3 protein-coding genes and 1 pseudogene are annotated in these 5,932 nt (G+C 64.8%); 1 reads left to right on the forward strand and 3 read right to left on the reverse strand.

What is annotated here, in order from left to right; all coding sequences use genetic code 11:
- The 3 genes from EOA27_RS18410 to EOA27_RS18420 all read right to left on the reverse strand — a co-directional run.
- A partial coding sequence (locus tag EOA27_RS18410; RefSeq protein ID WP_145970402.1) for an NAD(P)/FAD-dependent oxidoreductase occupies positions 1-582 on the reverse strand: 582 nt, incomplete at its 3' end.
- A gap of 90 nt (positions 583-672) precedes the next feature.
- The gene (locus EOA27_RS18415) at positions 673-993 is read right to left on the reverse strand and encodes a 2Fe-2S iron-sulfur cluster-binding protein (RefSeq protein ID WP_042647743.1); all 321 of its coding nucleotides are present in this window, start codon (positions 991-993) and stop codon (positions 673-675) included.
- A gap of 99 nt (positions 994-1,092) precedes the next feature.
- On the reverse strand, positions 1,093-1,461 hold the full coding sequence (locus EOA27_RS18420) for an Hpt domain-containing protein (protein ID WP_126082542.1): 369 nt from the start codon (positions 1,459-1,461) through the stop codon (positions 1,093-1,095).
- A 301-nt stretch (positions 1,462-1,762) separates the two neighbouring features.
- Here EOA27_RS18420 and EOA27_RS18425 point away from each other — a divergent pair.
- A pseudogene (locus EOA27_RS18425) lies at positions 1,763-5,932 on the forward strand (kinesin); the annotation flags it as partial.

Raw genomic sequence — 5,932 nt, forward strand, 5'->3', positions numbered from 1 at the left:
GTCGGGTGCCGCCCGGAATTCCGGGCGGCGATGCACCAGCGTCACGCTCTTGGCGATCGGTTGCAGGTTGAGCGTCCAGTCGAGCGCCGAATCGCCGCCGCCGACGATGACGAGATCGTGGCCGCGGAATTCCTCCATGCGCCGGACCGAATAAAAGACGCTCTTGCCTTCATAGGCCTCGATGCCCGGAATGGGCGGGCGCTTGGGCTGGAACGAGCCACCGCCGGCGGCGATCACCACCACCTTGGCCTCGAACAGCTCGCCCTCGTCGGTGGCGACGCGGAAGCTGCCGTCGTCGAGCTTTTCCAGGCTCGAGACCATGCGGTTGAAAGTGAACTCCGGCTTGAACGGATGGATCTGCTCCATCAGCTTGTCGACGAGGCCCTGAGCCGAGATGGTGGGCCAGCCGGGTATGTCGTAGATCGGTTTTTCCGGATAGAGCTCGGCACACTGGCCGCCGGGACGGTCGAGAATGTCGATGAGATGGCATTTCATGTCGAGCAGCCCGAGCTCGAACACGGCGAAAAGGCCGACCGGCCCGGCGCCGACAATGACAACGTCCGTCTTGATGGTATTGCTCATGCGCTGCGCCCCATTTGGGAATGGAGCGAGACTGCATGAGCGCCGGCCTGCTGCCAAGCAGCCAGCATGAAGAAAACTGGAAAGTCGGCCTTAGCCTTGGCGCTCGGGAACGCGCACGACCAGCCCGTCCAGCGCGTCGCGCACCTTGATCTGGCAGGAAAGGCGCGAGTTCGGCTGGACGTCATAGGCGAAGTCCAGCATGTCCTCTTCCATCGCCTCCGGCTCGCCGACCTCGGCCGTCCATGCCTCGTCGACATAGACATGGCAGGTCGCGCAGGCGCAGGCGCCGCCGCATTCGGCCTCGATACCGGGCACCGCGTTGCGGATGGCGTTTTCCATGACGGTCGAGCCGTTTTCGGCCTCCACGTCAAATCGGGTCCCGTCATGGGCGATGTAAGTCAGCTTGGTCATTAAGTCACCTGAGGAGTCGCGACGGAGATAATCACTCCACCGGACAAGTCAACTGCGGCGCGAAAGCGCCACGAAATGACGTTTTTCAAAAAGATAGTGCTAGCGGCTGATGCCCGCGATGAAGTCGCGCACTTCCTCGATCAGCATGCCGAGCCGCTTGAGCGCCCGGACGTCTTCCGGCTGCTTCTCGATGATTGCCGCGCATTCGGCGACCGCGAAGGCGCCGATGCCGCGCGCCGAGCCTTTCAAGCCGTGCGCCAGAAGTATCCTCTGCCTGGTGTCGGCGTCCGTGATCTGGTCACGAACGTTGAGCGACTGCTGCACGAACAGCGCCAGCACCTCCCGTTCGAGGTCGCGGTCGCCCATTGTCTGGCGCGCCAGATGGCCGAGATCCACAGGTCGGGCTCGAGCCGTTCCGGAGGGATCTCCCCCCGGCATGGAAAACGCAATACCACTTTCGCCACGCATACGCACTGCAACTCCATCAAGCGGGCAGACGAGGCCAAGAAAATAGGCGTTTCCGGTCGCCAACGGGTTAACGATTGGAGGGGAAAAATGTTGTCACGGAGGCGACCGGATCACGCTTGCGTTAACCTTATATTTAAAGTTTTACGTATCGCCCGGAATGCATGTTTTCTTTACCCCTGTGTGTCATTACGATACGAAGGTCCATTTTTCAGCCTCCTGCTCGGGATAGACAAGCTAGAATCGGGCCAGAATCCGGCCAAAATCATAAGTCCCGCGGCAGCTAGTACAGGGTAGCGAAGGCATGGCTAAGAAACCAACGACGACCAAGTCTCTCGAGAATGACGTAGCCGCGGAACTGGAAAAGGCGCTCGACCTTGACCTTGCCGGCGACGAAGGCGGGCTCGACATGGCGGCGTCGATGGAGGATCTCGAAGCGCAGATCTCGGCGGCGGCCGACGAGCTGGCGCGCGAAGGCCGCAGCCAGCGGACAGAGCCGGCGAACAACCCTCAGCCAGCCATCCCCCAGTCTCCAAGGGCGCCCGCGGCCAAGCCGGCCGAACTGCGCCCTGTCGAGCCGCGCAACGGACAGCCGTCCGGCTTCACGCCCCCGGCCGGCTTCACGCCCGCCAATGACGACCGCCAGAAGGACTACAAGACGCTGCTGCACAGCCTCAACCGGCGTGCATCGAGCACCGTCTACTGGGTGATCGCCTTTATCTCGCTGGCCTGGATCGCCGGCGCCGGCGGCTTGGCCAACCTCCTGTTCGGTCCTGGCATCTGGAAGATCCGTACCTTCGACCAGTTCTTCGCCCGTCCCGAGCTGATCGGCCTGGCGGTAGCCGCGATCGTTCCGGTCATCCTGTTCTGGGCGTTCGCCGCCATGATTCGGCGCGCGCAGGAAATGCGCATCGCCGCGCAGTCCATGACTGAGGTCGCCTTCCGCCTGGCGGAGCCTGAAAACCTCGCCCAGGATCGCGTCATGATGATCGGCCAGGCCGTTCGCCGCGAGGTGGCGGCCATGGGCGAAGGCATCGAGCGGACGCTCGCCCGCGCCGTCGAGCTGGAGACGCTCGTCCATGGCGAAGTCAGCCAGATCGAACGCTCCTATTCCGAAAACGAGGCCCGCATCCGTTCTCTGGTCGATGGCCTCGGCAGCGAGCGCGAGGCGGTCGTCACCCATGCCGAGCGCGTGCGCGCCTCCATTGCCAGCGCTCACGAGACGCTGCGCGACGAGATCGGCGCGGCCAGCGACATCATCCGCGATTCGATCCTCAACGCGTCGACCAAGCTGTCGATGACGATCAACAACTCCGGCGACACGCTGATCGATCGCATCAATGAAAGCTCGACGTCGATCTTCGATTCCGTCGAATCGCGCCTGGACAACATCACCGATCGGCTTTCCACCTCCGGCGAGGCCTTCGCCAGCCTGCTCGACACCCGAATCGCCAAGCTTACCGACACCACGGACGGCCTTACCCGCTCGCTGACCGACCTGCTCGACGACCGCACGAATGGCATGGTCTCGCTGCTTGGAGGCGCCGCCCGCACGCTTAACTCCGAATTCGAGGCGAGCCTCAGCGGCATCGAACGGACACTGGCCGAACGCGGCCAGGCGCTGATCAGCGAATTCCAGACCCGCGCCGAAGCGCTCGACACCGGCACGCAGAAGCTCAACGCCGCCCTCGAAGCGCGCGCCCGCCAGATCAACGAGACGATGGTGGAACGCGCGAAGGAAATCGCTCATGCCTTCGCCGAGAGCAAGGACACGCTGTCGGCGATGATCGATCAGGGCAAGACCCAGATCGGCGCCGATATGGCCGACATCATCTCGTCCACCTCCTCCATGCTCGAAGCCCGCGCCACCGACTTCGCCGGCCGCATGGAGGCCGCCCGGCATGTGGTGTCGCGCTCCTTCGATTCCGACATCCAGCGGCTCGCCGATGCCCGGGTCGGCATCGAGGAAGCCGTCGAGAACCACAGCCGCTCGCTTTCCGAGAGCCGCGAACGCATGGCTGCCGCCATGCAGGAGGACCTGGCCAAGTTCGCCGAGGGCCGCGCGGCGATCGATGCCGCCGTCACCAACCAAGTGCAGAAGCTGGCCGAAGGCCGCGGCTTGATCTCTCGCGCGCTGGAAGAAGATCTGCGCAAGGTGAACGAGTCGCGCGCCGCCATCGATGCATCGCTTGGCAGCCATCTGGAGCAGCTCGAAGAGGGTCGCAACCGCCTGTCCCAGGCTTTGAACGAAGACTCCGGCAGACTCGTCCAAGCCCGCACGATGATTGACGAAATGGTCGCCGGCCATGTCGGGAAGCTGGCCGAGGGCCGCAATATCCTGGCGCGCGCCCTGGAAGCCGATCTCGGCAAGCTGCAGGACAGCCGCGCCTCGATCGACGGCCTCGTCGCCAGTCAGGTCGAGAAGATCGCCGAGGGCCGCGCCGTGCTGGCCAAGGCGCTCGAGACCGACATCATCGGCATCAGGAACCTGGTCGAGACCCATTCGACCAAGCTCGCCGAGGACCGCGGTGAGCTCAGCCGCGCGCTTGAAAGCGATCTGAGCGGCATCCGCGGCCTGATCGACAGCCATGCCGGCAAGCTCGCCGAGGACCGCGGCCTGCTATCGCAGACGCTGGAAGCCGACCTCGCCAAGCTGGCTGAAAGCCGTGCCTCGATCGACGGCCTCGTTGCCGGCCAGGTCGAAAAGCTTGCCGAAGGCCGCGATATCCTCAAGCGCGCCCTGGAGGCCGACCTCAACACCATCAAGGGTGCCATTGCGGGACACTCGGACAAGGTGCTGGAGGATCGCTCGCAACTGTCGAAGGCCCTCGAAGCCGATCTGCAGGCCGTCAGCGGCGCCATTGCCGATCATCAGAACAAGCTGGCGCAAGACCGCTCGGCCCTATCGAGAGCCCTGGAGGATAACCTTCAGAATGTCAGCGGCGCCGTTGCCGAACATCAGAACCGGCTCGTTCAGGACCGTTCGGTGCTGTCCAAGTCGCTCGAAGACGATCTCGCCAAGCTGGCGGAGAGCCGCTCCAGCATCGACGGGCTGGTCGCCGGCCAGGTCGAGAAGCTGGCCGAAGGCCGCGACATTCTCAAGCGCGCGCTGGAAGCCGATCTCAACACGATTCAGGGCGCAATCGTCGATCATTCGCAGAAGATCACCGGCCATCGCGCCGAACTCTCGCGCGCGCTCGACGCCGATATGGCCAATGCCAGCGGGCTCATGCAGACCCATGCCGACCAGTTGTCGCAGAACCGCGCGACGCTGTCCAAGGCGCTGGAGGACGACCTCGCCAAGCTGGCCGAAAGCCGTTCCAGCATCGACGGGCTTGTCGCCGGCCAGGTCGAGAAGCTGGCGGAAGGCCGCGACATCCTCAAGCGCGCGCTCGAAGCCGACCTTGCCAAGCTCGCCGAAAGCCGCGCCTCGATCGACGGCCTTGTCGCCGGCCAGGTCGAAAAGCTCGCCGAAGGCCGCGATATCCTCACGCGCGCCCTTGAAGCGGACCTTGCCAAGCTGGCCGAAAGCCGTGCCGGCATCGACGGCCTCGTCGCTGGCCAGGTTGAGAAGCTCTCCGAAGGCCGCGATATCCTCACGCGCGCCCTTGAAGCCGATCTCGCCAAGCTGGCCGAAAGCCGGGCCGGCATCGACGGTCTTGTCGCCGGCCAGGTCGAGAAGCTCGCCGAGGGCCGCGATATCCTCAGGCGCGCCCTCGAAGCCGACCTCCAGAAGCTGACCGAAAGCCGATCCGAGATCGACGACGTCATCGCCGGCCATGTCGGCAAGCTGTCAGAAGGCCGCGACATGCTGGCCCGCGCCTTGGAGGACGATCTCGCCAAGCTCGCCGATACGCGCAAGGACGTCGACCGTTCGGTCTCCGGCCATATCGACCAGATCGCCGCGCGGAGCAGCGACATTTCGGCAGCGATCGCCGCCGATGTCGAGAAGATCGAGCAGGCCTTCAGCCGCCAGACCGGTGTCATCGAAGAACGCGCCAGCACCATGGAGCGAGCGCTGTCGACCGGTGTCGACAATGTGCGCGGCGTGCTGGAGAAGACCGCGGTGTTCGTGGCGGGCGCGTTGCGCGACAAGGTCATGGAAGTCACAAGCGCCCTGCATGAGCAGGCCGGTGCGGCCTTCAGCGACGCCGATCGCAAGATCGCCGAACGCGCCGAGCAGACCTCCGCCGCGCTGCTTGCCAGGGCCGAGGACATCGCCCAGGCCTTCGAGGCGGCCGACCGTCGCCTGCACGAACGTGCCCAGGACACGTCCAACATGCTGATGGCGCGCGCCGACGACGCGTCGAACTCGCTCATGGCTCGCGCCGAGGAAACTGCCGACAAGCTGGCCACGCGCGCCGGTGAGATCGCCAACACCTTCGACGCGGCCGACCAGAAGCTGGTTGCCCGCGCCGTCTCGACGGCGCAGTCGCTGGCCTCGCGTGCCGGTGACATCCTGCGCAACTTCGAG

Origin of the sequence: Mesorhizobium sp. M2A.F.Ca.ET.037.01.1.1 (genome assembly GCF_003998075.1) — a bacterium.
Lineage (GTDB): Bacteria > Pseudomonadota > Alphaproteobacteria > Rhizobiales > Rhizobiaceae > Mesorhizobium.